Annotated in this window: 21 protein-coding genes and 1 riboswitch; of the genes, 9 read left to right on the plus strand and 12 right to left on the minus strand. The window is 61.0% G+C overall.

Annotated elements, in window-relative coordinates:
• Positions 1-139 precede the first annotated feature (139 nt).
• Together PSH81_RS25180 and PSH81_RS25185 are read left to right on the plus strand one after the other, a co-directional pair.
• Positions 140-805, plus strand: coding sequence for a polysaccharide lyase family 7 protein (locus PSH81_RS25180; protein WP_226454530.1), 666 nt, complete (start codon positions 140-142; stop codon positions 803-805).
• Positions 806-1,038: 233 nt separating this feature from the next.
• Positions 1,039-1,467 (plus strand): hypothetical protein, encoded by a 429-nt coding sequence (locus tag PSH81_RS25185; protein WP_226454531.1) that lies wholly within the window; start codon positions 1,039-1,041, stop codon positions 1,465-1,467.
• Between the two features lie 57 nt (positions 1,468-1,524).
• Here PSH81_RS25185 and fba read toward each other — a convergent pair whose 3' ends face one another.
• The 6 genes from fba to tkt form a co-directional block, all read right to left on the minus strand.
• Positions 1,525-2,589 (minus strand): class II fructose-bisphosphate aldolase, encoded by a 1,065-nt coding sequence (fba, locus tag PSH81_RS25190; RefSeq protein ID WP_192299913.1) that lies wholly within the window; start codon positions 2,587-2,589, stop codon positions 1,525-1,527.
• Between the two features lie 214 nt (positions 2,590-2,803).
• Complete coding sequence (locus PSH81_RS25195; RefSeq protein WP_192299914.1) at positions 2,804-3,136, minus strand: MliC family protein; 333 nt, start codon at positions 3,134-3,136, stop codon at positions 2,804-2,806.
• A gap of 47 nt (positions 3,137-3,183) precedes the next feature.
• Complete coding sequence (locus tag PSH81_RS25200; RefSeq protein WP_192299915.1) at positions 3,184-3,411, minus strand: hypothetical protein; 228 nt, start codon at positions 3,409-3,411, stop codon at positions 3,184-3,186.
• A 29-nt stretch (positions 3,412-3,440) separates the two neighbouring features.
• Entirely contained in the window at positions 3,441-4,604 is a 1,164-nt protein-coding gene (locus tag PSH81_RS25205; protein WP_192299916.1) for a phosphoglycerate kinase, read from the minus strand.
• A gap of 17 nt (positions 4,605-4,621) precedes the next feature.
• The gene (epd, locus tag PSH81_RS25210; protein WP_192299917.1) at positions 4,622-5,677 is read right to left on the minus strand and encodes an erythrose-4-phosphate dehydrogenase; all 1,056 of its coding nucleotides are present in this window, start codon (positions 5,675-5,677) and stop codon (positions 4,622-4,624) included.
• A gap of 159 nt (positions 5,678-5,836) precedes the next feature.
• Positions 5,837-7,834 (minus strand): transketolase, encoded by a 1,998-nt coding sequence (gene tkt / locus PSH81_RS25215; RefSeq protein ID WP_192299918.1) that lies wholly within the window; start codon positions 7,832-7,834, stop codon positions 5,837-5,839.
• A 259-nt stretch (positions 7,835-8,093) separates the two neighbouring features.
• Between tkt and PSH81_RS25220 the strand changes: the two genes are divergently transcribed.
• The 5 genes from PSH81_RS25220 (at position 8,094) to PSH81_RS25240 (ending at position 13,062) form a co-directional block, all read left to right on the plus strand.
• Positions 8,094-9,089, plus strand: a complete 996-nt coding sequence (locus tag PSH81_RS25220; RefSeq protein ID WP_192299919.1) for a metalloregulator ArsR/SmtB family transcription factor — start codon at positions 8,094-8,096, stop codon at positions 9,087-9,089.
• A 19-nt stretch (positions 9,090-9,108) separates the two neighbouring features.
• Positions 9,109-10,299: a methionine adenosyltransferase gene (gene metK, locus PSH81_RS25225; RefSeq protein ID WP_192299920.1), complete on the plus strand. Its 1,191-nt coding sequence runs from the start codon at positions 9,109-9,111 to the stop codon at positions 10,297-10,299.
• Between the two features lie 218 nt (positions 10,300-10,517).
• On the plus strand, positions 10,518-10,868 hold the full coding sequence (locus PSH81_RS25230) for a hypothetical protein (RefSeq protein ID WP_192299921.1): 351 nt from the start codon (positions 10,518-10,520) through the stop codon (positions 10,866-10,868).
• A gap of 95 nt (positions 10,869-10,963) precedes the next feature.
• Positions 10,964-12,628, plus strand: a complete 1,665-nt coding sequence (gene ligB / locus PSH81_RS25235; protein WP_226454532.1) for an NAD-dependent DNA ligase LigB — start codon at positions 10,964-10,966, stop codon at positions 12,626-12,628.
• A 38-nt stretch (positions 12,629-12,666) separates the two neighbouring features.
• Positions 12,667-13,062: a DUF1090 domain-containing protein gene (locus tag PSH81_RS25240; protein ID WP_192299923.1), complete on the plus strand. Its 396-nt coding sequence runs from the start codon at positions 12,667-12,669 to the stop codon at positions 13,060-13,062.
• Between the two features lie 6 nt (positions 13,063-13,068).
• On the opposite strand, the gene PSH81_RS25245 is transcribed toward PSH81_RS25240, so the two are convergent.
• Positions 13,069-13,518, minus strand: a complete 450-nt coding sequence (locus tag PSH81_RS25245) for a cytochrome c (RefSeq protein WP_226454533.1) — start codon at positions 13,516-13,518, stop codon at positions 13,069-13,071.
• Positions 13,519-13,648: 130 nt separating this feature from the next.
• Between PSH81_RS25245 and PSH81_RS25250 the strand changes: the two genes are divergently transcribed.
• The gene (locus PSH81_RS25250) at positions 13,649-14,833 is read left to right on the plus strand and encodes a murein transglycosylase A (protein WP_192299925.1); all 1,185 of its coding nucleotides are present in this window, start codon (positions 13,649-13,651) and stop codon (positions 14,831-14,833) included.
• 127 nt (positions 14,834-14,960) lie between these two features.
• On the opposite strand, the gene PSH81_RS25255 is transcribed toward PSH81_RS25250, so the two are convergent.
• On the minus strand, positions 14,961-15,347 hold the full coding sequence (locus PSH81_RS25255) for an MAPEG family protein (RefSeq protein ID WP_192299926.1): 387 nt from the start codon (positions 15,345-15,347) through the stop codon (positions 14,961-14,963).
• 194 nt (positions 15,348-15,541) lie between these two features.
• Here PSH81_RS25255 and PSH81_RS25260 point away from each other — a divergent pair, with 194 nt between their 5' ends.
• Positions 15,542-16,801: a sodium:proton antiporter gene (locus PSH81_RS25260; RefSeq protein WP_226454535.1), complete on the plus strand. Its 1,260-nt coding sequence runs from the start codon at positions 15,542-15,544 to the stop codon at positions 16,799-16,801.
• Here the strand turns inward: PSH81_RS25260 and PSH81_RS25265 are convergent.
• The 4 genes from PSH81_RS25265 to PSH81_RS25280 all read right to left on the minus strand — a co-directional run bounded on the left by PSH81_RS25265 (position 16,795) and on the right by PSH81_RS25280 (position 24,873).
• Complete coding sequence (locus PSH81_RS25265) at positions 16,795-21,414, minus strand: dermonecrotic toxin domain-containing protein (protein WP_305391672.1); 4,620 nt, start codon at positions 21,412-21,414, stop codon at positions 16,795-16,797. The genes PSH81_RS25260 and PSH81_RS25265 overlap by 7 nt on opposite strands.
• 125 nt (positions 21,415-21,539) lie before the next feature.
• Positions 21,540-22,424, minus strand: a complete 885-nt coding sequence (locus PSH81_RS25270) for a formate/nitrite transporter family protein (protein WP_226454537.1) — start codon at positions 22,422-22,424, stop codon at positions 21,540-21,542.
• Positions 22,425-22,483: 59 nt separating this feature from the next.
• The gene (locus PSH81_RS25275; protein WP_305391673.1) at positions 22,484-24,373 is read right to left on the minus strand and encodes a patatin-like phospholipase family protein; all 1,890 of its coding nucleotides are present in this window, start codon (positions 24,371-24,373) and stop codon (positions 22,484-22,486) included.
• Positions 24,374-24,468: 95 nt separating this feature from the next.
• Positions 24,469-24,873: an acyl-CoA thioesterase gene (locus PSH81_RS25280; RefSeq protein ID WP_122488807.1), complete on the minus strand. Its 405-nt coding sequence runs from the start codon at positions 24,871-24,873 to the stop codon at positions 24,469-24,471.
• A gap of 198 nt (positions 24,874-25,071) precedes the next feature.
• A riboswitch (S-adenosyl-L-homocysteine riboswitch) is annotated at positions 25,072-25,178 on the plus strand.
• The last annotated feature ends 7 nt before the right edge of the window (positions 25,179-25,185 follow it).

Genomic DNA, 25,185 nt, shown 5'->3' on the forward strand with positions numbered 1-25,185 from the left:
GGGAAACATGGCTTTTTGACATTTCGCTGACGCCAATAAGTTGCCAACCAGTGTTTAACAACCGGACAAGCACCGCCTATAAAGAACTTGTCTGGCCTCCGGGCCATAGCTTTCACCCCTCTGTAAAAAGGCCTACGCCATGATCGACCTCTCTACCTGGAACCTGAGCATCCCTGTCGGCTCCCCACCTGCGACCATCGATACGCCAAAGCTGATGAGCGGCTTTAACGATCAATACTTCCAGGCCGAAGGCAGCAACGTGCAGTTCTGGACCCCCGTGACCGGCACCCGCACCGAAAACGCCATCTACCCACGCAGCGAACTGCGCGAAACCTACGCCGATGGGCGCTTGCGCAACTGGACCTACCCGGATGCGGACAACTTCCTGCGCGCGACCCTGGCGGTCAATCAAGTGCCATCCTCGGGCAAGATCGTGATCGGGCAGATTCACGCCTACGACAGCCAGAAACCGCTGATCAAGCTGGAGTATCAATTCAAGGAGAAGACCCAGACCGGCAACATCGTCGCCAAAGTGCGCATGCGCCCGGATGAGGATGAAGGGCGGGTAGTGATCGTCGCTTCGAATGTGCCGCTGGAGAAGAGCTTCACCTACGTGATCAATCTGAATAAGGCAGGGTTGCTCAGCGTGTATGCCGCGGATGGCGAGTGGAACGAACGCATTGGTGCGGCGTGGGGGGCGAAGCCGTTGTATTTCAAGGCGGGGGCGTATGTGCAGGACAACAGTGGAGATAGCAAGGAAGGCGCGAAGGTGACCTTTGCAAAGTTGGATATTGATCACGACTGAACACCGACACCCTGTCAGCACGGTTTTTTTCATTCTTCAGCACACTGGGGAATGGAAAAAACCATCGATATAGCCAACTCCTATAAAACACTGTCAAGTTTCACAGGTGGAGGGCACATCAACTCCCTTTAGACTTGGCACACGGCACCGCACTCAGATCACAACGTCGGACGCAGTTGAGTGACTGAGCCAGAGATTGCCCTACCGATAGCCACGTTACCCCGGAGTAGTTGATGCCCAGCTTAATTACTATTGCTCAAGCTCCTGTCTCTGGATTTTCATCGGGCAACCAACCCAAAATATATAACGCGGTACCGCCTGGGAGTTTTTTCACCGGCCCTCAGACTTTGCCGGTAGTCAGTATCAATATCAGGTATCTCGTCCTCTATCACCTGCTCGACATAGACACCCGGATCAATGACACGATCACCTATTACTTGTACCCGGTTCCCTCTGCCGGTTTCCCCACGGTGACTGTTATCACCACCCTGCTGACCCCTGCCCTCTTGCAGGCATTCATTACCAATAAACGCGAGCACTACGAGGCGGAGGTACGGTTCAAATTCGGCTTACCTGGTATCTACGATATTTATTTCGAACAGACAAACGCATCCGGAACTTACACTGTCATCTCGCAGAATCTACGTTTCACTGTTGTTTGAATCAGCAGGCAAGAAAAAGCCCGCATCGCTGCGGGCTTCTTTTCAAACGCTCGGGGCTTAGTTGACCTTGGCGTTCAACTCACCTTTCAAATACCGCTGGTACATCGCTTCCAACGAGATCGGCTTGATCTTCGAAGCATTACCGGCAGTACCAAACGCTTCATAACGCGCGATACACACATCACGCATCGCAGTCACCGTGGCGCCAAAGAACTTACGCGGGTCGAACTCGCTCGGGTTGGTGGCCATCAGGCGACGCATCGCACCGGTGGACGCCAAACGCAGGTCGGTGTCGATGTTGACCTTGCGCACGCCGTGCTTGATGCCTTCGACGATTTCTTCAACCGGTACGCCGTAGGTTTCTTTGATGTCGCCGCCGTACTGGTTGATGATCGCCAGCCATTCTTGCGGCACCGAGGAAGAACCGTGCATCACCAGGTGGGTGTTGGGGATGCGCTTGTGGATTTCCTTGATGCGGTCGATGGCCAGCACGTCGCCGGTAGGTGGCTTGGTGAACTTGTAGGCGCCGTGGCTGGTGCCGATGGCGATGGCCAGGGCGTCGACCTGGGTCTTCTTGACGAAGTCAGCGGCTTCTTCCGGGTCGGTCAGCATCTGGCTGTGATCCAGCACGCCTTCGGCGCCGATGCCGTCTTCTTCGCCGGCCATGCCGGTTTCCAGGGAACCCAGGCAGCCCAACTCGCCTTCAACCGACACGCCGCAGGCGTGGGCCATGGCGACGGTTTGTTGGGTGACGCGTACGTTGTACTCGTAGTCGGTCGGGGTCTTGCCGTCTTCGCCGAGGGAGCCGTCCATCATCACCGAGCTGAAGCCCAGTTGGATGGAGCGCTGGCACACGTCAGGGCTGGTGCCGTGGTCCTGGTGCATGCACACCGGGATGTGCGGGAATTCTTCGATCGCGGCAAGGATCAGGTGACGCAGGAACGGCGCGCCGGCGTATTTGCGGGCACCGGCCGAAGCCTGGACGATCACAGGGGAGTCGGTCTTGTCAGCGGCTTCCATGATGGCGCGCATCTGCTCAAGGTTGTTGACGTTAAAGGCTGGGACGCCGTAGCCGTATTCGGCTGCGTGGTCCAGCATTTGACGCATGCTGATAAGTGCCATTGTGTTGTCTCTCCCGGTCGAGGGTCGTTAATCGTGCAAGCCTGCCGTAGCGGCGGCTGCTATTCAAGTTATTGCCGGTCAGGGTTTGCATGCCTGGCCTGCTGAATCGTTATTGCTGATTGGATTTAACCCATCTCAATTTGAAACGGGGTCAATGTGGGAGCTGGCTTGCCCGCTCCCACATTTGGATCTCATTTGTCTTGAGATCGAGTTCTTACTGGGCCTTGCAGCCACGGCCGATCAAATCGTCGGTGGCGACCCAGTAAACCAGGCCTTCCTCACCTTTTGTGTGAAACGCCAATTGGTCGTTGGCGTACAGCGCACCCGAGGCGGCGACGTCTTGCTTGAGGCGGTAGACCTGGTCAGAACCGCCGAGGCGTACGTCCACCTCACTGCGGGCTGCATTGGCAAAGCGCCAGTTGACCTCGGCCTTGCTGTCGCAGGTCCAGGTGGTCCACTTGTCGGCAGGCTCTGCCTTGTTGAACATGTTCATGCTGCTGCAGCCGGCCAACAGGGCCAGGGCTGCCAGGGCGAAAACGCCTTTCATTGCCAATCCTCGTGAGGCGACCAACGGCCGCCAATTGATCAGACCCGTCAAGGACAACCCTGTTCCTGACCGTTGGGCGCAGCGTCGTATTTCTCCAGCCGTTCATTGCCGATGCGCTTGTTGATCACCGGCATGGTCTCGGCTTGCCAGTCAGCCTGGTAGCAGCTTTTTTTCGGCTGCGCCCCAGGCGTTCCGGCCTCGGACGCCGCGTTCGGCGTGCTGCCGCAGCCGGCCAACAGGCCCGCTGCGATCACCAGTGCCAACGTCTTGATCATGGGAATGCTCCTTTTCCGGATCACGCGCCTTAGCCTTTGGCCCGTGTTTCCAGCACTTCAACCGCTGGCAGAACTTTGCCTTCGACGAACTCGAGGAACGCGCCACCCCCGGTAGAAATGTAGGAGATCTGATCAGCAACGCCATATTTATCGATGGCCGCCAGGGTGTCGCCACCGCCGGCAATCGAGAACGCCGAGCTCTCAGCGATGGCCTTGGCCAGCACCTTGGTGCCGTTGCCGAACTGGTCGAACTCGAATACGCCGACCGGGCCATTCCACAGGATGGTCTGGGAGGCTTTCAGCAGTTCGGCGAAATTGGCCGCGGTTTGCGGACCGATGTCCAGGATCATGTCGTCGGCAGCCACGTCTGCGATCAGCTTGACGGTGGCTTCGGCGCTCTCGGCGAATTCCTTGGCGACGACCACGTCTACCGGCAATGGCACGCTGACTTTAGCGGCGATGGCGCGGGCGGTGTCGAGCAGGTCCGGCTCGTACAGCGACTTGCCCACCGGGTGGCCGGCGGCGGCCAGGAAGGTGTTGGCGATACCGCCGCCAACGATCAGCTGGTTGCAGATCTGGCTCAGGCTGTTGAGCACGTCCAGCTTGGTGGAGACTTTGGAACCGGCAACGATGGCCGCCATCGGTTGCGCCGGCGCGCCCAGGGCCTTGCCCAGTGCGTCCAGTTCAGCGGCCAGCAAAGGGCCCGCAGCGGCGACTTTGGCGAACTTGGCCACGCCGTGGGTCGAACCTTCGGCACGGTGAGCGGTGCCGAATGCGTCCATCACGAACACGTCGCACAGCGCTGCGTATTGCTGGGCCAGTTCGTCGCTGTTCTTTTTCTCGCCCTTGTTGAAACGCACGTTTTCGAACAGCACGATGTCGCCGGCTTTAACGTCGACGCCAGCCAGGTAGTCAGCCACCAGCGGCACCTCGCGGCCCAGGGCCTTGCTCAGGTAATCGGCTACAGGCTTGAGGCTGTTTTCGGCGGAGAACTCACCTTCGGTCGGACGACCCAGGTGGGAGCAGACCATCACGGCCGCACCTTTTTCCAGGGCCAGCTTGATGGTCGGCAGCGAGGCCAGGATTCGCGCATCGCTGGTGACAACACCGTCCTTGACTGGGACGTTGAGGTCTTCGCGGATCAGTACGCGCTTACCTTGCAGATCGAGGTCGGTCATCTTCAACACGGTCATGGGTCGCAGTTCCTGAATTACTGTTGAGGTTGTTTGGAGGCGATGTGCAGATAGTGTCCTGCAACATCCAGCATGCGGTTGGCAAAACCCCATTCGTTGTCGAACCAGGCCAGGATGTTCACCAGCCTCGGGCCGGAAACGCGGGTCTGGCTGGCATCGACAATCGCCGAATGCGGGTCATGGTTGAAATCACAACTGGCGTGGGGCAACTCGGTGTAGGCCAAAAGGCCTTTGAGCGGGCCGCTGGTGGCGGCGTCGCGCAGGATCCGGTTGACCTCCGTCGCATCGGTGTCGCTCACGGTCTGCATGGTGATGTCCAGGCAAGACACGTTCACCGTCGGCACCCGTACGGCTTTGGCCTGGATTCGCCCGGCAAGTTCCGGCAGCAGTCGCTCGATACCACGCGCCAGGCCGGTAGACACCGGAATCACCGACTGGAACGCCGAACGCGTACGACGCAGGTCTTCATGGTGGTAGGCGTCGATCACCGGCTGGTCGTTCATCGCCGAGTGAATGGTGGTGATCGACACGTAGTCCACACCAATCGCCTGATCCAGCAGGCGCAACAACGGCACGCTGCAGTTGGTGGTGCAGGAGGCGTTGGACACCAACAGCTCCGCGCCGGTCAGGCAATCCTGGTTGATGCCGTAGACGATGGTGGCGTCGACATCTGCCTCGCTGGCCATCGGCTGGGAAAACAGCACACGCGGCGCGCCGGCGTCGAGAAAACGCTGGCCATCGGCACGGGTGTGATAGACACCGGAACACTCCAGCACCAGGTCGACGCCCAGTGCTTTCCAGTCGATGCCTTCGGGGGTAGCACTGCGCAGGACCTGCACGCAGTTGCCATTAATATGCAGACAATCGCCCTCGACCCGCACTTCGCCTGGGAAACGGCCGTGGGTGGAGTCAAAGCGTGTCAGGTATTCGACGCTGGCCATGTCGGCCAGATCGTTGATCGCAACAATTTCAAACCCGGCAGCCGCCCCTCGCTCGAACAGAGCACGCAAGACGCAACGACCAATGCGGCCGTAGCCGTTGAGTGCAACTTTGTAGGGACGCGGTTGAGGCATGGGGTTCTCGATTACCTTGGGTAGAGGGGTGACTGTTAGACCGCTTTCGCGAGCAAGCCCGCTCCCACATTTTGACCGCATTCTCATGCTGGAACTCGGTCAAGTGTGGGAGCGGGCTTGCTCGCGAAGGCGTCAGTACAGCCACCCCAATTTACAGCCTTAGTCTTCCAGCAGCTCTTCAGCCTGACCCAGGATGTTGTCCAGGGTGAAACCGAACTCTTCGAACAACGCTGGCGCCGGCGCCGACTCACCGTAGGTGGTCATGCCGATCACTCGGCCTTCCAGGCCCACGTACTTGTACCAGTAGTCGGCGTGAGCCGCTTCGATGGCGATACGCGCGCTGACCTGCAACGGCAGGACCGATTGCTTGTAGCTGGCGTCCTGGGCATCGAACACGCTGGTGCACGGGATCGAAACCACACGCACCTTGCGGCCTTGCTCAGTCAGCTTGTCGTACGCCTGAACGGTCAGGCCCACTTCGGAACCCGTGGAGATCAGGATCAGCTCCGGCTCGCCAGCACAGTCCTTGAGCACATAACCGCCACGGGCGATGTCGGCGATCTGCGCGTCGGTACGCACTTGGTGTTGCAGGTTCTGACGCGAGAAGATCAGCGCCGAAGGGCCGTCCTTGCGCTCGATGGCGTGCTTCCAGGCCACGGCGGATTCCACCGCGTCGGCTGGACGCCAGGTGTCCAGGTTCGGCGTGGTACGCAAGCTGGTCAGCTGCTCGACCGGCTGGTGTGTCGGGCCGTCTTCGCCCAGACCGATGGAGTCGTGGGTGTAAACGTGGATCACGCGCTTCTTCATCAGCGCAGCCATACGCACGGCATTGCGTGCGTATTCCATGAACATCAGGAAGGTCGCGCCGTAAGGCACCAGGCCGCCGTGCAGGGACACGCCGTTCATGATGGCGCTCATGCCGAACTCACGTACGCCGTAGTACATGTAGTTGCCGCTGGCGTCTTCCGCCGTCACGCCCTTGCAGCCTTTCCACAGGGTCAGGTTGGAACCGGCCAGGTCGGCCGAACCGCCGAGGATCTCCGGCAGCAGCGGGCCAAAGGCGTTCAGGGTGTTCTGGCTGGCTTTACGGCTGGCGATGGTCTCGCCCTTGGCCGCGACTTCGGCGATGTAGGCCGAGGCTTTTTCCGAGAAGTCGGCAGGCAGGTCACCGGCCAGACGACGTACCAGCTCGTTGGCAAGCTCCGGGAACTCGGCGGAGTAGGCCGCGAAACGCTGGTCCCACTCGGCTTCGGTCGCCAGGCCTTTTTCCTTGGCATCCCATTCGGCGTAGATGTCGGCCGGGATTTCGAACGGGCCATGGTTCCACTTCAGCGCAGCACGGGTCAGGGCGATTTCCGCGTCACCCAGTGGGGCGCCGTGGCAGTCTTCTTTACCTTGCTTGTTCGGCGAACCGAAGCCGATGGTGGTCTTGCAGCAGATCAGGGTCGGCTGTGCGCTCTTGCGAGCGGTGTCGATGGCGGTCTTGATCTCTTCCGGATCGTGGCCGTCGACGTTGCGGATCACCTGCCAGTTGTAGGCTTCGAAACGCTTCGGGGTGTCATCGGTGAACCAGCCTTCGACTTCGCCGTCGATGGAGATGCCGTTGTCATCGTAGAAGGCGATCAGCTTGCCCAGGCCCAGGGTGCCGGCCAGGGACGCGACTTCGTGGGAAATGCCTTCCATCATGCAGCCATCACCCAGGAACACGTAGGTGTGGTGGTCGACGATGTCGTGGCCAGGGCGGTTGAATTGTGCGCCCAGGACTTTTTCCGCCAGCGCGAAGCCAACGGCGTTGGCCAGGCCTTGGCCCAGGGGACCGGTGGTGGTCTCGACGCCTGGGGTGTAGCCGAATTCCGGGTGACCCGGGGTGCGGCTGTGCAGCTGGCGGAAGCTCTTGAGGTCATCGATGGTGACGTCGTAGCCGGTCAGGTGCAGCAGCGAGTAAATCAGCATCGAGCCGTGGCCGTTGGACAGCACGAAGCGGTCACGGTCGGCGAACGATGGATTGCTCGGGTTGTGTTTCAGGTAGTCACGCCAAAGTACCTCGGCGATATCCGCCATGCCCATCGGGGCACCGGGATGGCCGCTGTTGGCTTTTTGCACGGCATCCATGCTGAGGGCACGAATGGCGTTGGCACGCTCACGACGGCTGGGCATCGCTGATCTCCTGGGGTTTGAATAAAAAGAAACGGAAAAAAGGACCGGCATTTTCCCTCAGCCACCGCCTGCGGGCAATGACAGATAGTCACTTGAGCGGTTTTTCCTGCCCTTTGTGCGCCAATCCCTTGCAGAAATCGGCCACCCGTTCGTCTAAAGGCTGGAGTGCTTGCTTATGACCGCCACTTATCGATCAATATCAAAACTTTTTGATATTGACCTTGCGATGCTTTGCACCCGTCACTAGACTGCTGGCCTTATGAATCTACCCGTGCCCTCCCTGCGTCCCGATGACGGCGATGAACTGGCAGCCTTGTGCAAGGCCGCCGGCGATCCGTTGCGTTTGAACGTACTGCGCGCACTGGCCAACGACTCGTTTGGCGTATTGGAACTGGCGCAGATCTTCGCCATCGGTCAATCCGGCATGAGCCACCACCTGAAGGTGCTGGCCCAGGCCGAACTGGTGGCTACCCGCCGCGAAGGCAACGCAATCTTCTACCGTCGCGCCCTGCCCCACACCGACCTGCTCGGCGGCAAGCTGCACGCCGCCCTGCTTGAAGAAGTCGATGGCCTGAACCTGCCGGGCGACGTGCAAGCGCGCATCGCCCAGGTCCACGGGCAACGTGCTGCGGCCAGCCAGGACTTTTTCTCACGGGTGGCCGAGAAGTTTCGCGCCCAACAGGACCTGATCGCCGGTCTGCCCCAATACCGCGAAAGCGTACTGGCGCTACTGGACAAGCTGAGCTTCAGTGATGAAGCCAGCGCGCTGGAGGTCGGCCCTGGGGATGGCGGTTTCCTGCCAGACCTGGCATGCCGTTTCAAGCACGTCAGTGCGCTGGACAACAGCCCGGCGATGCTCGAACTGGCGCGCCAGCTCTGCGAGCGCGAGGCTTTGGGCAACGTCACGCTGCAACTGGCTGACGCGCTCAATGGCACAACCCTGCAGGCCGACTGCGTGGTGCTGAACATGGTCTTGCACCATTTCGCCGCCCCCGCCGACGCCCTCAAGCAAATGGCCGGGCTCCTGCACCCCGGCGGTAGCCTGTTGGTTACGGATTTATGCAGCCACAACCAGAATTGGGCCAAGGAGGCCTGCGGTGATCTCTGGTTGGGTTTTGAACAGGACGATCTGGCCCGTTGGGCCACCGCTGCGGGACTCGTTCCCGGGGAAAGCCTCTATGTAGGTTTACGTAATGGTTTCCAGATCCAGGTCCGCCATTTTCAGCGACCGGCTGGCGACACTCACCATCGGTAAATATCAGGAAAACATCGAGATGAGCGAATACTCCCTTTTCACCTCCGAGTCCGTGTCTGAAGGGCATCCGGACAAAATCGCCGACCAGATTTCTGACGCGGTGCTGGACGCCATCATTGCTGAAGACAAGCACGCCCGTGTGGCCTGCGAGACTCTGGTGAAAACCGGTGTAGCGATCATCGCTGGCGAAGTGACTACCACGGCCTGGGTTGACCTGGAGCAGATCGTCCGTGATGTGATCACCGACATCGGCTACAACAGCTCCGACGTCGGCTTCGACGGCGCGACCTGCGGCGTGATGAACATCATCGGCAAGCAATCCCCCGACATCAACCAGGGTGTCGACCGCGCCAAGCCTGAAGATCAGGGCGCCGGCGACCAGGGCCTGATGTTCGGCTATGCCAGCAACGAAACCGACGTGCTGATGCCAGCCCCGATCACCTTCTCGCACCAACTGGTGCAGCGTCAGGCTGAAGCGCGCAAATCCGGCCTGCTGCCATGGCTGCGTCCGGACGCCAAGTCCCAGGTGACCTGCCGTTACGAAGGCGGCAAAGTCGTCGGTATCGACGCTGTCGTACTGTCGACCCAGCACAACCCGGACGTGTCCTACGCCGACCTGCGCGAAGGCGTGATGGAGCTGATCGTCAAGCACGTGCTACCGGCTGAACTGCTGAGCAAAGACACCCAGTTCCACATCAACCCGACTGGCCAGTTCATCATCGGTGGCCCAGTGGGCGACTGCGGCCTGACCGGCCGCAAGATCATCGTCGACAGCTACGGCGGCATGGCCCGTCACGGCGGCGGCGCGTTCTCCGGCAAAGACCCATCCAAGGTTGACCGTTCGGCGGCCTATGCTGGTCGTTACGTGGCCAAGAACATCGTGGCGGCCGGCCTGGCCGAGCGTTGCGAGATCCAGGTTTCCTACGCTATCGGTGTGGCCCAGCCTACGTCGATCTCGCTGAATACCTTCGGTACCGGCAAGATCAGCGATGACAAGATCGTCAAGTTGGTGCGTGAGGTCTTCGACCTGCGTCCGTACGCCATCACCACCATGCTTGACCTGCTGCACCCGATGTACCAGGAAACCGCAGCCTACGGCCACTTCGGCCGCACCCCTGCACAGAAGACGGTTGGCGACGACACCTTCACCACGTTTACCTGGGAAAAAACCGACCGCGCCAACGACCTGCGCGTCGCTGCCGGCCTGTAATCGCCCGCAGTACCCAAAGCCCTGCCGGGTTCGCCCGGCGGGGCTTTTTATTGCCGGATGATTCGCGGTGATGTTCACATTTTTTGGATCCAAACCTTGCAGGCCAAATAATGGCCCACTAGAATCCGCGCCCTCTCGGGCCTTCACCTTATTTGGATATTGCCTTGCGCCAGCCCGGGATTCATCCGCGCGCGAGCAATCGAACATTGAGGTTTTTCATGCGCATCTCCACGCTCGCCCCTGCTGCCCTTCTGCTCAGCCTGTTCGCCCTGCCTGCTCACGCCGGCACCGACTTGAGCGCACTGAGCGGCGCCCTGAGTTCCCAACTGGGCGGCAACTCCGGCGACTGCCAACAACACGCCAAAGACCTGCAAACCAAGATCGATGCCGCCGAAGCCAAGAACGACACGCTGTCCGTGAAGGCCTTCAAAGCGGCGCAGGACCAAGTCAACAAAGGTTGTGACAAACTCGCCGAAACCCAGGCCAAGGCCGACGCCAAGCAGCAAACCACCGAAGCCAAGGCCGACAAGAACGACGCCGTGAAAGCACTGGGCGGCCTGTTCAAGTAAGCAGAAACACCCCGTAAAAAGCCCCGCACCGTCGGGGCTTTTTTGTGGGCGTGTGGATCATTTAGGCTGGGTTCCCCTTCCGAGCAAGGATGCTCATGATGCGTTCAGTGATGGCTCTTTTACTCAGCATGTGCGCTTTTTGGGCGTGGGCCGAGGATTGCCCCGATGACGCCCGGACACAGATCAACAGCCTGTCCGCGCAGATCCGCCAGTGGGACGATAGTTACCACCGGCTCGGGCAGTCCCCCATCAGCGACGAGCTTTACGACCAGGCCCGCCAACGCCTGGCCCGCTGGCGCGAGTGCGCGCCCCAACCCACGGCGCCAGCAGACAACCCCCTGGCCAGCTCCCGGGGCACCCACCCCCACCCCGTCGCCCATACCGGCCTGGAAAAACTCCTGGATGAACACGCTGTCGAGGCCTGGCTGAGCACCCGCCAGGATGTCTGGATTCAGCCCAAGATCGATGGCGTGGCTGTGACCCTGGTGTATCGCAAGGGCCGCCTGAGCCGGTTGATCAGCCGCGGCGACGGTCTCCAGGGCCAGGACTGGTCAGCCGCCGCACGCAGGATCCCCGGCATTGTCCAGCACCTGCCGGAGCCCATCGACCTGGTCCTGCAAGGTGAACTCTATTGGCGCCTCACCGACCATGTGCAATCGGTACACGGCGGGCTCAATGCCCGCAGCAAGGTGGCCGGGCTGATGAACCGCCAACAGCTGAGCGACGCCGACGCCGCCGGTATCGGCCTGTTTGTCTGGGCCTGGCCCGACGGCCCGGCCTCATTCAACGAACGCCTGAATACCCTCGCACACCTGGGTTTCACCGACAGCCAGCGCTACAGCCAGCCGGTCCGGAGCATCAGCGAAGCCGCGCACTGGCGCACTTATTGGTACACCCACCCGTTGCCCTTCGCCAGCGATGGGGTGGTACTGCACCAGGCACTACGCGCACCGGCCGAGCGCTGGAAAGTCAGCGCGCCTTACTGGGTGGTCGCGTGGAAGTACCCGGTCACCAAGGCCCTGGCACTGGTGCGCAAGGTGCAGTTCAAGATCGGCCGCACCGGGCGCATCACGCCGATCCTGGAACTGGAACCGGTGCGCCTGGATGACCGGCAGATCAGTCGCGTCAGCACCGGCTCATTGAAACGCTGGCAAGCGCTGGACATACGCCCCGGCGATCAGGTGTCCATCAGCCTCGCAGGCCAGGTGATCCCGCGGTTGGACGAGGTGATTTTGCGCAACACCGAGCGTGTCGAGGTGCACGCCCCCGACGCCGGCGCCTTTCACGCCCTCAGTTGCTGGCAACTGGACCCCGGTTGCGAAGAGCAATTGCTCGCCCGCCTCACCTGGCTCAGCAGTAATCAGGGCCTGGCGCTGCCCCATGTGGGCCGCGAGACGTGGAACGTATTGATCCAGGCCGGTCTAATCGCAGGCTTTCTCGATTGGTTAACCCTGGATGCGGCAGAGCTTGCTAACATTGACGGCCTCGGTGATCGCAGTCGCGCGCGAGTGCTCGACAGCCTGCGCAGCGCGCGACAACGGCCCTTTGCACAATGGCTCAAAGCCCTCGGCGTACCGCCTACGGCACGCAACAACCTGGAAGGCGGCTGGCACACCCTGGCTGCCAAAGACACCCAAGCCTGGCTGGCAACCGACGGCATCGGCCCCGGTCGCGCGGCGCAATTGAGCGCCTTTTTTCGCGACCCGCAGGTGCTGGCCATGGCTGAAACATTACGCGCGGCCGGGATCGACGGGTTTTGAACCCGCCCGGCCATCAGATTGCGACCTTGGAGCTCCACATGAAATTTCTCGCACCGTTTGCCCTGCTGACCGTCGCAAGCTTCATGGCCACGCCGTTGCTGGCCGCCGAAGACGCCCCGCAACTCACCGGCTGCGCCGCCAAGCGCCAGGCCATCAGCGCCCAGATCGAACAAGCCAAGGCCCACGGCAACAGCGCCCAGCAAGCCGGCCTGGAAAAAGCCCTGAGCGAAGTCACCGCCAATTGCACCGACGCCTCCTTGAAAAAGGAACGGGAAAACAAGGTACTCGACGCCAAGCACGAAGTCAGTCGCCGTCAGGCCGACCTCGACAAGGCCATGAAAAAAGGCGACGCGGACAAGATCAACAAGCGTAAGGACAAGCTTGCCGAGTCGCGTAAAGAGCTGCAGGACGCTGTGGAAGAGCTCGACCAGTAAAATCGCTTAGTGGTCGCGGAACTGCTTATGGCACGCGCTGCAGGCATCTTCGACTTTCTGCACCGCAGGCCCCAGGTTGCTGGCCTTGTAAGGCTGCACCTGGCTGGCGGTCACCAATTCACCGGTGGCCGTTTCAAGGTTGCGGGCCAATTCCTGGAATTGCGCCTGTTTCTGCCAGACATCATCTTTGGCGCTGCTATGGTCTTCTTCGCGCACGCTCGGAAAGTGCTTCCATGGCTCATGGGACAACGCGTCCAGCTTGACCGCACCTTCAGCGAATTTGGCGCCGTCGAACGGGATGCGCCCACGCAGCATGCCGCCCAGGTCTTCGCCGGTCTTGAGCATCTGTTTGAAGATCGCCTTGCGCTGGCCCAAGGGCGAATTCGGATCAACGCCGCCGCAGGCAGACAGTGTCAGGCAGGCCAGCAATACAACGGTCAATCGTTTAAAAGTCATGGTGGCTTCAGGGTCACGGGAAACGGCGGCCAGTATCCTCGCCCAGCCCACAAAGACCAATAGCCCTATTAATAATAAGGGTTGCCCAACAGGCGCTACGGCGCGGGCAATCGCTTCAGGAAATACGTGTATGAATGTCACCCTCAACCCTTGGAGCCGCCGCCTGGCGTGGGCTCTACCGCTGATCGCGCTGCTTGCCGGTTGCGATGCGGGGAAAGAAACAGCCAAAGATGAAACTTCCAAACCCCACGCCGTGGCCACCTATGTGAGCGCGCCCTGGGAAGCCTTGCCGGCGGTATCCGACAGCGACCTGCTGGCCGGTTTTGAATCCTGGCGCAGTGCCTGCCAACGCCTCAAGGCCGACCCGATCTGGGGCGCGACCTGCGCCGCAGCGGCTACGGTGCCGGGAAATGCCGAGGCGGTACGCGGTTTTCTCAAAGAGCGCCTGGATGTCTTCGGCCTGCGTTCGGCCGACAACACGCCTAACGGCCTGATCACCGGCTACTACGAACCGGTCTACCCCGGCAGCCTGACCAAGACCGCCAAAGCCGACGTGCCGGTGTACGGCGTGCCGGATGACCTGATCATCGTCAACCTCGAAAGCATCTACCCAGAACTCAAGGGCAAGCGCCTGCGCGGCCGCCTCGAAGGCCGGGTACTCAAGCCTTACGACGACGCCAGTGCGATCAATGGCCAGGGCTCCACCGCCAAGCCGATTGCCTGGCTGACCGACCCGATGGACCTGCAATTCCTGCAGATCCAGGGCTCGGGCCGTATCCAACTGGCCGGCGGACGCCAACTGCGCATCGGTTATGGCGACCAGAACGGCTACCCCTACCGCCCTATCGGGCGTTGGCTGGTGGAGCAAGGCGAGTTGAAGAAAGAAGACGTGACCATGGGCACCATCAGTGCCTGGGCCAAGGCCCACCCGCAGCGCATCCCGGAACTGCTGGCGAGCAACCCCAGCTACGTGTTCTTCAGCGTGCGCCCCGACAGCAACGAAGGCCCGCGCGGTTCGTTGAACGTACCCTTGACTGCCGGCTACAGCGTGGCGGTGGATCGCAAGGTGATTCCGTTGGGCAGTCTGTTGTGGCTGTCCACCACCAAGCCGGATGGCTCGCCCATCGCGCGACCTGTAGCCGCGCAAGACACGGGCGGTGCAATCACCGGCGAAGTGCGTGCGGACTTGTTCTGGGGCACTGGCGCAGCAGCGGGTGAGCTGGCGGGGAATATGAAGCAGCAGGGGCAGATCTGGATGTTGTGGCCTAAAGGCGCAGCATTGCCACAAGTGCCGCAAGTCACTACCGGGAGCTGACAAGCGCTGAAGATCAAAAATGTGGGAGCGGGCTTGCTCGCGAAAGCGGCGTGTCAGTCAGCACATCTGATGCTGAACCACCGCATTCGCGGGCAAGCCCGCTCCCACAGGGGATCGTTATCAGGCTTTAGATCGAGATGAAGAAGAAACTCGCAATCAACGCCATGCCCACGAACCACACCAGTGAACGCAACATCGCCCAGTCCGCCAGGTAACAAATGATGTACAGCAGGCGACTGGTGATAAACAACACCGCCAGCACATTGATCGTCACCAGCTCAGCCGTGCCGGCCAGGTGCGCGACAATCACCGCCGCCGCAAACGCCGGGGTGACTTCAAAACTGTTGAGCTGCGCGTTGTGCGCACGTTTGGCGACCCCATCAAGCGTCTCCAGGAACGCACGCGGATCATGGTTCTGCCGGGGCCCGAACTTACCGCCGCTGAACTTGGCCACACCCGTGCACAGGTAAGGCAGGAAAATCGCAATCAACACACACCAGAAGGCCACCGTCATCACTGCTTCCTTTTTTGGTTTTTAAACAGAAATTAGAGTTTTAGCACTAAATATGACATGCCGCACTCACCGCTATGAACCACCGCCGCGCGAAAGGTTCTATCGTCGACTTGCCGCTTGCCCTGCAACCTCCCGCCGCTGCTGCGGTCCATCCCCCCACCAATGATCCGCCACCCAACTTCCAAGGACCCCGGATGCTTGAACTTGTCGCCGCGTTTATTTGCCTCACCACCCTGCTCACCTACGTGAACTTCCGTTTTATCGGCCTGCCGCCCACCATCGGTGTGATGGTCACGGCCCTGGTGTTTTCCCTGTTCCTGCAAGGCCTGAGTGTCCTCGGCTACCCGGGCCTGGAGGAACGCATCCAGCAATTGATCGGCCAGATCGACTTCGGCGACCTGCTGATGAACTGGATGCTCTCGTTCCTGCTGTTTGCCGGCGCCCTGCACGTCAACCTCAACGACCTGCGCAGCTACCGCTGGCCCATCGGCCTGCTCGCGACCTTTGGCGTGTTGATCGCCACTGTGGTGATCGGCAGCCTGGCGTATTACATCTTTGCCCTGTTTGGCTGGCACGTGAGCTTCCTGTACTGCCTGCTGTTTGGCGCACTGATCTCGCCCACCGACCCGATTGCGGTATTGGGCGTATTGCGTACCGCCAATGCCTCGAAACCCTTGAAGACCACCATCGTCGGCGAGTCACTGTTCAACGACGGCACGGCAGTGGTGGTGTTTACCGTCTTGCTCGGCATCGCACAGCTGGGCGAAACCCCCACCGTCGGCGCCACAGCGATGCTGTTCGCCCATGAAGCGATTGGCGGCGTGGTGTTCGGCGGCCTGATCGGCTACCTCGTGTACCTGATGATCAAGAGCATCGAGCAGCACCAGATCGAAGTGATGCTGACCCTCGCCCTGGTGATCGGCGGCTCAGCGCTGGCCACCGAACTGCACGTCTCGGCACCGATTGCGATGGTGGTCGCGGGCCTGATCATTGGCAACCTGGGCCGCAAGCTGGCAATGAACGACATGACCCGCCGCTACCTCGACGGCTTCTGGGAATTGCTCGATGACATGCTCAACGCCTTGCTGTTCGCCTTGATCGGCATGGAGTTGCTGCTGTTGCCGTTCAACTGGCTGCATGTGTTCGCTGCCTGCTTGCTCGCAGTGGCCATCCTGCTCTCGCGTCTGCTGACGGTAGCCCCGGCGATCCTGCTGCTACGCCGCTGGCGCACGGTGCCGCGTGGCACTATCCGCATCCTCACCTGGGGCGGTTTGCGCGGCGGGGTCTCAGTCGCATTGGCTCTGGCCCTGCCATTGGGCCCCGAGCGTGACCTGCTGCTGAGCATCACCTATATCGTGGTGCTGTCATCGATCCTGTTGCAGGGGTTGAGCATCGGCAAGCTGGTCAAGCGCGTGACCCGCGACGAGCCCGCGCCTGGCACCTCAACTCATTGAGCCGAGGCCTCCTCGTTACTGAAGAACAGTGTTTGCGCCGCCTCAGGCTCGATGGTGGTGCGAAAGATCGACAATAACCGCTCGTTATCACCACGGGCCGCCCGTAGTCGCTGTTCAAAGCTGCCGACGGGCGTGCCTGCAGGTTTCAGGTGCGCGAACTTGAAGCCCAGTGCCCCTGCGCTGTAATCGGCCGGGTAATGGAAGTGCGCAAACCAGAGCACCTCCGGCACCTGGCCGCTGGCCTTGACCTTCTGTATGTAGAAGCTGCGAAACAGCGGCGGCGAACCGGCGCCGGGTGCACGTCGGGTTTCAGGCACTTCCTTGATCTCGACGACACCCTCGGCCAGCAGGTCAGCGATGCCGGTGGTGGTCGGCTCACGCGCCAGCACCATACGTTGATGAGCCTCGCGGCCCGCCTTGATCAGCTCATTGGCCTTGTCTGTCAGGTTCTTCTCCAGCAACGCTTTCAACGGATCGACGTGTTCTGCATCTTTGCGACTTGCGAGGGAACGTCGTACGTCCTCGAACATCCGCTCGGCCAGCAACTCCAGATCGCCCCGCACCGCCCGAGGCGCAACCCGTATGTTTTGCTCCAGGCTTGGCAACGCCTTCAGAGCGTCCGTCCCGTGCTGGATCAATCGCCAACTGTTGATATAGCCTTGAGGTTGCCAGTGAATGGCCTGAACAACGGGGGTTGCCTGGTAGACCCAATCAACCCCGTCACTTGTCTGGGTTTTGACGAACCGCGCGTAAACATGACGGGTATAGGGGTCAACAAACTCCACCGATTCTTCCTCAGGCGCGCTCGAAGAACTGCCGCCCAAAGAACCACGTTGTGTGGCGGCCAACGCGCCGAAATGGCGACTCTGGACAATCCCTTCTGCGACCGTACCGCTGGTGGCCGGCAGCGCGGTTTGCTCGGCATAGAACTGCAGGGTGTCCTGCACGATTTCCTCACGAATTGTTTGGATATAGGCGCGATACTCATCCAGCGCAACGCGGTCGATGAAACTGCTGGGGATGGCGGCAGCCTGTGCGAGGCGCACATCCAGCCAGGCCAGTTCGTCGACGGTTTCGTCGAGCAATTGGCGGCGCTGGCCAACGCTGAAGTTCTGGTTGGTACAGAGCTGGCGGTAGCTGGATAGCCTCAAGCGACAACGCAGGTTGACGTCTTGTAGCAGGCTCAACACCTGCGCGCCCGGCGCCTCGACCTTTGCCCACACGCAGCGCAGCACCATCGGCCGCAGCCCGGCTTCAAGCCAGGCCAGAATCGGCGCCTTACCACGCCACTCCGGTGTATCCAGCGCACTTATCTGGGTATCTTGCGGGCGCACTGTTTCGAGCAGCGCCTCGTAGGCCACGCGCTGCTCACGGCACAGTTGCACCGCCTGGCCATGCAACCTGGCGATCCCACGAAGGCCAATACGCGTGGATTCGGGGAACGTGGCCCGCATGACCTCATGCAGCGTAAGCAGGTAAACTTCCGCAGGATCACTGATCTGCTTGTAACGCGTGCTGCGCATAACCTCCATCAACCGGACCTGAAAACGCAGGCAATTCACCTGGGTTGCCAGGAAGTGATGGCGCAGCGTCGTGTAATCCTGCACTACGTCCAAACGGCGGCGTTGCTCCAGCAGACCCAGCAGCAATTTGGCGCGCTGCTGCAACAGGGCGACGTTATCGATCTCGCGCTCAATCCGCGTGACACGTTCCGACAACGCGACTTCCGCCAGTAATTGCCCGATCACTGCGGCTCCAGGCATCTGCGCCTCAGTGTATTGGGCGTAGAGCGTATCGAACCGGCTTTTGAGCTCACGCGCCTGGGCAATGCCCTCGGCGTCTGCGCCCGGCGCGCCACCCCGCAACCGCAGCCGCAGGTCCAGGCTCCAGTGCCCTTTACCATCAGCCTTGAGCCAAGGCCCCCGGCGCCCATTGCCGGCAACGACTCGTACGTCGTCGTGTTCGATGCTCACGTTGTAACAATTCCCATCAACCTCGGCGTACCACTGGCCATCGTTCTGCAACAGGCCGGACCTGGCACCACTGATCACCCGGGTTGCCGCCGTGGGCTTGGCCACCCTGAAGGTTTGCAGGTCGGCCAGTTGGGAAGGCGTCAAGCGACTGGACGTGGGCAACCAGCCATATTCGACAGCCATATAAGCCTGGCTCACGTCACGCGCAGCGTCCATGGCCGGCAATTCCTGCACGGGGTTGTCCACGCTCGGCGCGGGGGGCTCGATGATTTCTGGACGTTGCGGCGCCTCGATTTCGCCCTCACGCCGGGCGTTGTTGACGCGATCGCTGAGCGCATCATTGGAGTAGTGCATCAGCACCAACGCCATATTCAGGAAAAACCCAACCAAGGTTGCGCTCTCATCTTCATTGTCCTCGCGAGCGGCGGCGCCGAGTTGCTCGTGCACGGACCACGCCACCTGCAACCATCCGACCACCGCCAGCGGCCCTGTAACCAACGGCATGACGCTGTTCAACCCCAGCGACAGCCCCTCCATTCGCCGCGCCCAGAGGTTTTCACGGTTGGACACCGACTGCCGGTCTGCTTGTTCGAGAATTGCCTGCACCTGGCTTTGATAGAGATGTTGCCCGTAGTCACCTTGCACCTTGTCAGTGGCCAACATCGCCGGGGTGCTGGTCAGGGCATCGATCAGCAACGCCAACCCGTCCATCGTATTGAAGTGGGGAGCGAGGAACCCGCTGCCCCGGTAAGTGGCGCGCGCGTCGGCGCTCATCCAGGCCAGCACCTGTTGCTGCAGTTCACCCGGCTGGTCGATGGCCTTGAGCAGGTCTTGCCGGCTGGCGAACTCCATCAACTTGGGCTGCGCCATCGGCCGGTACAACACCACTGGCCCGGCATCGAGGGACTGGGGCCCGATGACAAACATGTTAGTGACCACATCGGCGGACGCGCTGGCAGTGGCCTTGAACGCCAGGGGCCTGAGCACGATGACTTGGTTGCCCAGGTAGCGATCGATCTCCTGTGCCTGCATCACGGCGACAACGCTTTCGTAGCCCTTGCGGCTCAAGCCCCATTGGCCACGGGTGTAGAACTCTAGCGCCAGCAGCGGCAGTTCAATGCGCAGTTGCGCGATAAAGCTGCGGCTGCGCCATCGCACTTCGGCGGGTGAATCCCTGAGCGCTAGCGCCACTAGGTTGGGGTAGTGCTCGCCGATATCGACCTCGCTCACCAAGCGCTTGATGGCGCTAGGCGTCAGCCAATGGGGCGGCTCGGCGCCGTTACGCAACGTCACTTCAATCGAGTCTCCCGGCAGGCTCGCCAAGTTTTCCAACGCAACCTTGAGCAAGGTGGTGATGAGCTTGACTGGAAGCCCGCCCACGGCCGATACGCCCCTGACCGTATGCACCGTGATGATCACGTCATTCGGTTCCAGGGGCGAGGCCTTGGGGTACGCTGCCATCAGCCGCTCCCGGGTGAACGCCAGCAACGACGGCACCCCATCGTCGAAAAAGCGCCAGTTGGGTTGACTGAACAGCTTGCCCAAGCTGTTCAAATACTGGGAAAACAAGCCGCGCACCTCACGGCTGGCCTGTTTCACCCAGCCCGGCAGGGCACCGTAAAGCCTGCGCAGCCCAGCGTCGGTATCGAGCTGCAAACTGTCGAAATCCCCCGTGGCCAGCCACTGCACCATGTCCAGCAAGGCAGCGCTCCAGTAGGGGGATCGACGCCCCAGCTCAACACCCCACCGCAGGTCGCTCAACTGCTTGGCCAGAAAGCTCAAGGCAAACCCATCGAAAATATTCGAGCGCGGCTCATACAGCCGCCATTGCATTGCACGCCCCGGCGCCAAGCCGGCCAGACGCGTGCGCAACGCTGCGCCCAAGGCGGCACGGGAAGTAAACACTTCAATGCCCGCACTCAAGGTAAAGAGCAGCAGTGTCTCGCCGCTGCCGGCAGGACCGACAAGTACCATGCCGCGCAACAATTCCAACGCGTCGCTGCCCGCCTCTCCCCATTGGTCTACCAGATAGGCCCGGGTAGTGCCGCCGCGCAAGTTGTTGTCGGGGACTTGCAGCACGTCATTGATCATCTGGCGCTGGCCGGGGTCGCTGACAAGCGTGGGCACGCTCAACTGCCTCAGGGTTTCTTTCAAGCGCAGCGACAGCGACTCAAAGCGGCTGCGCGCTTCGATGGACAGCTCGCTCCAGTCATCGATCAACGCCCGCTGGCAATGCTCAAGCAACAAGGGTCCAAGCTGGTTGACGGACGCCTGGGCGTCCAGGTTTTTCAACGCCAAGATCTTGATCGGCTCGCTGTCCGGCTGCTCCGTCAGCAGTTGGCCGCGTGTGTAATCGACCCAGATACCGTCGACGAAACGATTGATCAACGCGTCAACCAACGTCAAACGTTCGTAACCCGCGAGGTCGATCACCTGGTTCTGGTAGCGATAGCGCGGCGTCAGCACCACGGGGGCGGTGTCCGTGATAGCCACCGTGGGGTACGTTGCGCGCAGTGTGCGCTGCAGGGCTTGCAGGGCAATCACTTGCAGGGAGGATCGAGTGGAAAAAAGCGCCTGGATATCCCGGGCGGCTCGCCGCAGGGGCATCAGGTGATACAGCGAATGAGGCGTCTTGGCCATTGGTCACGTCCTTGAAAAGACGCGGGCCCTGAATGCCTGGTGGGTGAAGCTCGGCCAGTCAGCCCGCCGAGCCAGCGTGCCGACCTATCGAAACCCTGGGTGACAAGGGAGTACCACCCTGCGGGTTATTGCTTGTCGATCTGTTGCGGGTGCCTGGGGTCCGCGGCTTTTTTTCCAGGCAAACTGCTTTCACTGCGGATCTGCGCGTGACTGATCAGCGCAAAAATAAAGCTGCCGCCGATGATATTGCCCGCCAGCGTCGGCCCGGCGAAGACCAGCCAGAAATCCTTCCATGGCAACTCGCCGGCAAACACCAGGTAGGACACTTCCGCCGACCCAACCACGATATGGGTGAAGTCGCCCAGTGCCATCAGGTAGGTGATCAGGATGATGATCCACAGCTTGGCGCTTTCCATCGACGGGATCATCCACACCATGGTCGCGATCATCCAGCCGGAGACGATGCCCTTGGCGAACATCTGCCCGGGGTCGTTTTCCATGACCTTGCGGCCGATCTCCAAAAAAGCCAGGTCGGTCTTGGTGTCGAAGATCGGCAAGTGCAACATCACGTACGCCACCAGCAACGTACCGCACAGGTTGCCCACCAGCACCACCGTCCACAAACGCAACAGGCGCCCGGCATTGGCCAGGGTGGGCTTGCTCATCACCGGCAACACAGCGGTCAGGGTGTTTTCGGTGAACAGTTGCTGGCGCGCAAGAATCACCGCGAGGAAGCCTGCGCAGTAGCCGAAGCTGGCGATCACCTTGAATGCTTCGCCGTCCGGCAACCGCGAATTAAGCAGCCCCATGCCCATCAGCGACAGGCCCATGGTCAGGCCGGCGGCAAGCGCCGACCACCACAAGGCCGCGACATTGCGCTCTAGCTCCTGGTCGCCCTGGGTGCGGATGATTTCATGCAGAACCGCCGCGCGGGGCGGCTGGTTCTCGTCCACATCCTGTTGTTCTTCCCGCGACAGGTTGGGGGTCTTGCCGTCGTCTCGAGTGGCCATGATCGTGTGCGTCCAAGGGGTGCCTGAAGATACGACATGCCGCGAGCGTGGCTGTTCATTTAAACCGGAAGGCGCCAGGTCTTGGCCATTTCCACGGTGGTTGAGCTAAAGAGTTTGCCCCAGGGTTTGTTACGCGCCTGATAGTTGTTAATGATGTTATCCAGCACCTGGTTCACTTCGGCTGGCGTCGTCGCACGCTCCAGATCACGCACGGCGTCGCGCAACAGCGTCGCGTTGGCATCCGACTGACCGTAGCGGAACAAGGATGGATAAATCACTTCGCGCACCAGGTTATCGGCCGCCGCTGCCACATCGCGCCGCTTCATCTCAGCCATGCCACTTCGCAGCACCTTGGACATATGCCCGTGTGTCGATTGCAGCAATTGCTGGAAGTTGGCGTTGCCCGGGGCATTGAGTTGCGTCGCCAGCCAGTCCAGCGACTCCGGCCGATCAGCCAGGCTGTCCAGGTTGCGCAAGGCACTGGCCAGCGCTGCGCCCAGTTCCAGCCGATCACCCTGATTGGACGCGCTGATGGCACTGTCCAGAGCCGCTAATACCTGGCGCGCCTCATGCCGAAAACGCAGCACCGGCTTGCAGGCTTCGTCCTTGACGAGATCCGGTGCGGCACTGGCCAACGTTTCGTCGTCCAGGGCCAGAATGGCGCTGTGGACGGAGTCAAACATGTACTGCTCACGTACGTTTTCGCGCTTGTCCAAGTGCTCGCTCACCGCATCAAAGGCGCGCTTTTGCAGATGATTTTTTACATCCTGCGGCATGCCGAAGTTGAGTGTGCCCTTGAGCGTGCCGCGGAAATCGCCCAGTTCGGTATTCAAAGGCAGGCTCACCGTCTGATCGGCAAAGGGCTTCAACCGGGCGCGCATCAGTTCGCCGTTGGCGGTGTGTGCGGTTCCCGTGACGGCGTCCGCGACCGCGTCCATCAGGCCCGCACCCGGCTTGGGCGCCGTGACGTCGTCCAATCGCAGGATCAACCGCTCGACATCGGTCACTGCGTTGCCGTGGGGCTGGCGCTGATACAGGTCCGCCACCGGCGTGTTGAGCAAGACGCCGCCGTCCTGGAAAGCCGTTTTTTCACCTTGCGCCTGGAAGCCATGCCCCCGCTCTTGTGGTGACTTGAACAGGATCGGCAGGGCTGCGGAAATGTGGGCGGCGCGGGCAATGTCCATATCCGGCGTCAGGCTGGCGTTGAACACGACAAGTTGCGGTCTGCCGGCAAACATCGCCGTACCGGTGATATTGAGCGGCTTGATTGCAGGAATCTGCCGGCTCAAGGCCTCCAGGTCGGCAAACGTAGTGGCCCCGCCGGCACTGAGCCGGTCGGCGATGGCCATGGTGCTGGTCGAACGCGCGTCCCTGGGCAGCTCGGCGATTCGTTCCAGCACCGCCTGGCGCGACTCGTCACGGATCAAGCGTTCCAGGGGCTGCGCGCTGGATTGCAGGCGTGGCAGCAGCGTGTAGAGAGCTTGCAGGACATCGCCTACAGGCGCCGGTAAGCGACCCACCATCCGTCCCACGTCGGTGTAGGCATTCTGCAACGCCCGGACCCAGGTCCTGTCGCTATTGAGCAGCGTCGGAAGCTCCAAGTTGTCCGACAGCAGGTCAAACCGCTCGGCCCCCATGCCACTGGCCAGTAGCGCGCCATAAATCGCCCCGGCCGACGAGCCGGAAACCGTCTGGATGTCACGCAGAGCGTTCCTCTCCTCCAGGGCCTGCACCACTCCGGAATAGGCAACGCCCTTGGCCCCACCGCCGCTGGCCACCAACTGCGTCGCGGGCGGGCGCGACAGCAGCATTTCTACCTGGCCATTTCGATACCGGTTGAGGGTCAAGGCACGCTTGCCACTGTTCGCCACCAATACGGTTTTGTCAGCGGCAGTCTCGGATTGAGGTGCGGGGTAGGATACAAGCAGGGGAGTAGGTGAGACTTTCATGGTGGCGCTCTCTGCAGGATTTAATCCTGAGTAACGCGAGCGCCGATGAAAGATCCCTCTCGTGGCTTCTGGAAATAGTTATCCCGCGCAGCCCCCTACTCGCTGATGCTTTCGTCCTGAAACTGATCCTTCACGTACTTGATCTCGGTACGCCCGTGTGGCGCCGGCAAGCCATCTTCGCCGAGGTTGACGAAGACCATTTTTTCCACGGTGAGGATGCTTTTGCGGGTGATCTTGTTACGCACTTCGCAGGTCAGGGTGATGGAGGTACGGCCGAACTCGGTGGCGGTGATGCCCAGTTCGATGATGTCGCCCTGGCGCGAGGCGCTGACGAAGTTGATTTCGGAGATGTACTTGGTAACGACGCGCTGGTTGCCCAGTTGGACAATCGCGTATATCGCCGCTTCTTCGTCGATCCAGCGCAGCAGGCTGCCGCCGAACAGGGTGCCGTTGGGGTTGAGGTCTTCAGGTTTTACCCATTTGCGGGTGTGGAAGTTCATGGTCACTCCAAAGCGTCTTGCCGAATGATGGGCGACATCATGGCAGAGGCCGAGCCAGAGCTCTATGAAGCATTGCCTATCAAGTCCATGAGCGATCTTCATGTGTCCGACAGAAAGGCTTGGGAAGTGCGGCGCACACGGCTATAATCGGCGCCGTTTCAAAACGGTCATATCCACTTGTTACCGTTTTCCCGCCACCTGTCCGAGGGGCGCTGCAGCAGGTTCAACCTGTCAGGCTCGGATGGGGCGTTGTCCGGCCTGGTTCATCGGGCTTGATACTAAACGCACAACGGCGCCCATTCGCACACTACG

The organism is Pseudomonas sp. FP2335, from assembly GCF_030687535.1.
In the GTDB taxonomy this organism is placed as follows: Bacteria; Pseudomonadota; Gammaproteobacteria; order Pseudomonadales; family Pseudomonadaceae; genus Aquipseudomonas.

Bases quoted from the DNA above. Each gene is read 5' to 3' on its own strand.
- PSH81_RS25180 (WP_226454530.1), top strand. From the start codon at position 140: ATGATCGACCTCTCTACCTGGAACCTGAGCATCCCTGTCGGCTCCCCA.
- PSH81_RS25185 (WP_226454531.1), top strand. From the start codon at position 1,039: ATGCCCAGCTTAATTACTATTGCTCAAGCTCCTGTCTCTGGATTTTCA.
- fba (WP_192299913.1), bottom strand. From the start codon at position 2,589: ATGGCACTTATCAGCATGCGTCAAATGCTGGACCACGCAGCCGAATAC.
- PSH81_RS25195 (WP_192299914.1), bottom strand. From the start codon at position 3,136: ATGAAAGGCGTTTTCGCCCTGGCAGCCCTGGCCCTGTTGGCCGGCTGC.
- PSH81_RS25200 (WP_192299915.1), bottom strand. From the start codon at position 3,411: ATGATCAAGACGTTGGCACTGGTGATCGCAGCGGGCCTGTTGGCCGGC.
- PSH81_RS25205 (WP_192299916.1), bottom strand. From the start codon at position 4,604: ATGACCGTGTTGAAGATGACCGACCTCGATCTGCAAGGTAAGCGCGTA.
- epd (WP_192299917.1), bottom strand. From the start codon at position 5,677: ATGCCTCAACCGCGTCCCTACAAAGTTGCACTCAACGGCTACGGCCGC.
- tkt (WP_192299918.1), bottom strand. From the start codon at position 7,834: ATGCCCAGCCGTCGTGAGCGTGCCAACGCCATTCGTGCCCTCAGCATG.
- PSH81_RS25220 (WP_192299919.1), top strand. From the start codon at position 8,094: ATGAATCTACCCGTGCCCTCCCTGCGTCCCGATGACGGCGATGAACTG.
- metK (WP_192299920.1), top strand. From the start codon at position 9,109: ATGAGCGAATACTCCCTTTTCACCTCCGAGTCCGTGTCTGAAGGGCAT.
- PSH81_RS25230 (WP_192299921.1), top strand. From the start codon at position 10,518: ATGCGCATCTCCACGCTCGCCCCTGCTGCCCTTCTGCTCAGCCTGTTC.
- ligB (WP_226454532.1), top strand. From the start codon at position 10,964: ATGATGCGTTCAGTGATGGCTCTTTTACTCAGCATGTGCGCTTTTTGG.
- PSH81_RS25240 (WP_192299923.1), top strand. From the start codon at position 12,667: ATGAAATTTCTCGCACCGTTTGCCCTGCTGACCGTCGCAAGCTTCATG.
- PSH81_RS25245 (WP_226454533.1), bottom strand. From the start codon at position 13,518: ATGACTTTTAAACGATTGACCGTTGTATTGCTGGCCTGCCTGACACTG.
- PSH81_RS25250 (WP_192299925.1), top strand. From the start codon at position 13,649: ATGAATGTCACCCTCAACCCTTGGAGCCGCCGCCTGGCGTGGGCTCTA.
- PSH81_RS25255 (WP_192299926.1), bottom strand. From the start codon at position 15,347: ATGACGGTGGCCTTCTGGTGTGTGTTGATTGCGATTTTCCTGCCTTAC.
- PSH81_RS25260 (WP_226454535.1), top strand. From the start codon at position 15,542: ATGCTTGAACTTGTCGCCGCGTTTATTTGCCTCACCACCCTGCTCACC.
- PSH81_RS25265 (WP_305391672.1), bottom strand. From the start codon at position 21,414: ATGGCCAAGACGCCTCATTCGCTGTATCACCTGATGCCCCTGCGGCGA.
- PSH81_RS25270 (WP_226454537.1), bottom strand. From the start codon at position 22,424: ATGGCCACTCGAGACGACGGCAAGACCCCCAACCTGTCGCGGGAAGAA.
- PSH81_RS25275 (WP_305391673.1), bottom strand. From the start codon at position 24,373: ATGAAAGTCTCACCTACTCCCCTGCTTGTATCCTACCCCGCACCTCAA.
- PSH81_RS25280 (WP_122488807.1), bottom strand. From the start codon at position 24,873: ATGAACTTCCACACCCGCAAATGGGTAAAACCTGAAGACCTCAACCCC.